Consider the following 2,602-nt stretch of genomic DNA (forward strand, 5'->3'; position numbering starts at 1 on the left):
GGATAACACCCCGCCCCACCCCGTCCGGGGTCAGGGCCGGGCGTTCCAGAGGTCCAGGCCGCCGGAAGGGCCCCCGGGCGGGCAGCCAGGCAGTCCCCAGGGCCTGGGAGGCCAGGGGCGGCCGGGCCCGGGGCTCAGGACTGCGGCTTCAGCGTGCGCCCCTTGTGGGTCCGGGGCAGCGCGTGGGAGATGAGCGACACGTAGTCCACCGCCTGCACGCGCGGTGGAGGCGGCTGCGTGCCCAGCGCGGCCAGGCGCTTGCTGAACGCGGCCAGGATGTCCGGCACGGGCCGCATCGCCTTGAGCAGCGCGTTGGGCCCCTCCATCGCTTGCGACAGCGCGATGGCCGCCTGCTGCAGCGGCAGTCCGCGCCGCAAGAGGTCCTGGAACGAGTTCGACAGCGTGATGATGTTGTGCCCCGCCGTCTGCACCATCTCCACGGCGATCTTCAGCACCTGCGGCGCCGTGAGGTGGCCATCCGCCAGCAGCACCAGCGCGGCCTGGAAGTAGTTGAAGATGGGCACCACGCGCGGGCCGTAGGGCGTGAAGTGCGCGGGCGGCGTCAGCCGGTCCAGGTGGATGAAGATGCGCCGCACGGGGTCCGCGATGGGGATCTTCTTCCACGCCTCGTGCACCCGCGCGGCGTCGTCCGGGTACACCCCGCCCGCCTCCAGCACCTGGGACAGCACGCGCTCGTCCACGCGCCCCGCGATGAGGTCCGCGTAGAGCGAGTAGATGAACGCGTCCGCCTCCGCGTCGTCGCCGAAGAGGACCTCCTCCGCTTCCACCGGCGCGTTGACGCGGCTCTCCAGGATGGCGGGCAGCTTGTAGCCCACCTGTCCCCGGAGCGCCCGGAAGCGCCCACGCAGGAGGTTGCCCACGTTGTCCTTGAGGACGAACTCGTCCCACTGGACGCCGTCCAGCTTGAGCTTCTCCTCCAGCACCGCGCGCATCTGCTTGGGGCTGCCGGACACGATGCACAGCCGCGAGTCCCCCTGCTCCGCCAATTCGCGGATGAGGGCGGACGCGCCCGGCACGGCGACCTTCTCATGGGCCTTCTGGAAGGCGGTGCGGAACAGGTCGCGCAACGACTCGAAGTCCGTCTGAAGGTACGTCTTGTCCAGGTCCCACCGGTAGATGCGGCGCGGCGGAGGCGGGTCGATGCGGTCCGGCAGGCTCACTTCGCCAGGCCCTCCTGGATGGCGGTGCCCAGCTCGTTCGCCACCGCCTTCGCCGCCACCTTGCCCGCGTTCGCGATGGCGCGCGCCCTGGAGCGGCCGTGCGCCTTGATGAAGATGCGGTCGAACCCGAGGATGGGCGCGCCGCCGTACTGCTCCCAGTCCGTGATGTCCTTCAGCCGCTCGATGCCGGAGGACAGCATGGCCAGGCCCGCGCGCCAGCGAAGGCTCTCCTTGTAGGCGTACTGGGCCAGCTCCATCACCGTGTCGTGCACGCCCTCCAGCATCTTCAGGCACACGTTGCCCACGAAGCCGTCCGTGACGATGACGTCCACCGTGCCGCGCGGGATGTCGATGCCCTCCACGTTGCCCGTGAAGTTGAGCCCCGCCATCTGCGACAGCCGCTGGTGCGCCTCCACCACGCGGGGCGGGCCCTTCTGCGGCTCGACGCCGTTGGAGAGGAGCGCCACCTTGGGCCGCTCGTTGCGGGAGATGATGCGCGCGTAGGCAGAGCCCATGACGGCGAACGCCACCAGGTCCTCCGCGGTGGCCTCCACCGTGGCGCCCACGTCGAGGATGAGGCTGAACGGGTCCTGCTTCGCGCCGCGCACGCCCCGCGTCGGGTACACCGTGGCCAGGGCCGCGCGGCGCACGCCGGGAATCAATTGGAAGTGGCGCTTGCACGCGAGCACGCCCGCGCCCGTGTTGCCCGCGGAGACGAGCGCGTGCGCTTCGCCCTCCGCCACCAGCCGGGCGGCCACCGCGACGGAGGACTCGGGCTTGCGCGCCAGCGCCTCGCCGGGCTTCTCGTCCATGCCCACGAAGTCGCCCGCGTGGTGCACGGAGATGCGCTCCCCGTTGTGCTTGATGCCCGCCAGGGCCTCGTCGATGACCGGCCGGTCCCCCACGAGCAGCGCGTGGATGTGCGGAGACTCCAGCGAGAGCTGGGCGGCGCCTCGCACCACCTCCGCCGGGCCGTGATCGCTCCCCATCACGTCGAACGCGATGGTGATGTGCTGCGGCTTGCCCACCATGGTCCCCATCCTATGAGCTTTGCTCCGCGCCCGCGCCGGACATTCGCACCTGTGTCACCAGGGACAGTGCCAAAAGTCCACCCAGCGCCACCAGCACCGCGCCCGTCCCGTAGGGGGCCGTCGGGCCCAGTCGGGTGAAGAGCAGCCCGCCCAGCGCGGGGCCCACGATGCGGCCCAACGAACCCGACGCTTGATAAGCCCCCAGCACCGCCCCCTGCCGCTCCGACGGTGCATGCAGGGACACCAGCGCGGACAGGCACGGCGTCACCAGCGCGGAGCCCACCGCCAACAGGCCCATCACCGGAAAGAGCCACCCGTACGACGGCGCCACGGGCAGGAGCGCCAGCCCCGCCGCCGTCAGCCCGAAGCCCACCACGGCCACCGGGGCCT

At 71.4% G+C, this 2,602-nt stretch carries 3 protein-coding genes; all 3 read right to left on the reverse strand.

Features of this window, described 5'->3' with window-relative positions:
- Nucleotides 1-134: 134 nt before the first annotated feature.
- Nucleotides 135-1,181 carry a phosphatase domain-containing protein gene (locus D7W79_RS41150; RefSeq protein ID WP_120530639.1) on the reverse strand — a complete coding sequence of 349 codons (1,047 nt, stop codon included), beginning with the start codon at nucleotides 1,179-1,181 and terminating at the stop codon, nucleotides 135-137.
- Complete coding sequence (gene plsX, locus D7W79_RS41155) at nucleotides 1,178-2,212, reverse strand: phosphate acyltransferase PlsX (RefSeq protein ID WP_120530640.1); 1,035 nt, start codon at nucleotides 2,210-2,212, stop codon at nucleotides 1,178-1,180. The genes D7W79_RS41150 and plsX overlap by 4 nt, the downstream gene beginning before the upstream one ends.
- Before the next feature lie 10 nt (nucleotides 2,213-2,222).
- Nucleotides 2,223-2,602, reverse strand: a 380-nt coding sequence (locus tag D7W79_RS41160; RefSeq protein ID WP_120530641.1) for an MFS transporter, incomplete at its 5' end; no start/stop codon positions are given.

Origin of the sequence: Corallococcus exercitus, from assembly GCF_003611585.1 — a bacterium.
In the GTDB taxonomy this organism is placed as follows: domain Bacteria; phylum Myxococcota; class Myxococcia; order Myxococcales; family Myxococcaceae; genus Corallococcus; species Corallococcus exercitus.